Annotated in this window: 1 protein-coding gene; it reads right to left on the bottom strand. The window is 46.9% G+C overall.

Annotated elements, in window-relative coordinates; all coding sequences use genetic code 11:
* Window positions 1–26: 26 nt before the first annotated feature.
* The coding region (locus IPZ49_RS22900) for a glycosyltransferase family 2 protein (RefSeq protein WP_193762895.1) at window positions 27–878 on the bottom strand (852 nt) is incomplete at its 5' end.

Here is an 878-nt window from a genome sequence, read left to right as displayed (position 1 = left end):
AATAGGGCTCAGTTTATATATACGCATTATAATTTCCCTTTAAGAACATACCTAGGTCTATTTTTAACTTCAACATAAATCCTTCCGATATATTCTCCTAAAACACCAATGCCAATTAATTGTATGCCGCCTAAGAACAGAATTGATACAAGTAATGACGGATAACCGCGAACGGCATTCCCAAAAACAAGTGTGTCAATGATCATCCACGTTCCATACAGGAATGCTACTCCGGCAACAAAAAGTCCGATATAGGTCCACATACGCAGAGGGAATGTAGAGAAGCTTGTGATCCCTTCAAGTGCCAAGTTCCACAACTTCCAGCCGTTAAACTTCGTGCTGCCTGCAACACGCTCGGCACGGGCGTACTCGACTACATCAGTGCGGCCGCCCACCCAGCTCAGAACGCCCTTCATAAACAGGTTGCGCTCTGGCATGAGCTTAATGTTTTCCACCACCTCGCGAGACATAAGACGGAAGTCACCAACGTTTTCTTCAATCTTTGGATTGCTGATCTTGTTGTGCAGCTTATAGAACCACTCAGCTGTCTTGCGCTTCAGCCTGCCATCAGTGGAGCGGTCAGAGCGCTTGGCAAGAACCATATCTGCCCCGGCCTGCCACTTCTCGATCAGGTGAGGAATGACTTCGATAGGATCCTGCAAGTCTACGTCAATCGGGATAATCGCTTCACCTGTCGCATGGTCAAGACCGGCAAACAAAGCTGGTTCTTTCCCAAAGTTACGAGTGAATGACAGTGGAACAACAAGTGGATCGGCAACAGCAAGCGCGTTGATAATTGATTCTGTCGCGTCTTTACTGCCGTCATTGATGAAGACTATCTCTACTTCATGTTGCTGAAGCCCTTCAAATTCCCGAAC

It is taken from the genome of Enterobacter cloacae complex sp. S2 (genome assembly GCF_015159675.1).
Classification (GTDB): domain Bacteria; phylum Pseudomonadota; class Gammaproteobacteria; order Enterobacterales; family Enterobacteriaceae; genus Enterobacter; species Enterobacter intestinihominis.
This window is presented reverse-complemented; position numbering and strand designations above follow the sequence as displayed.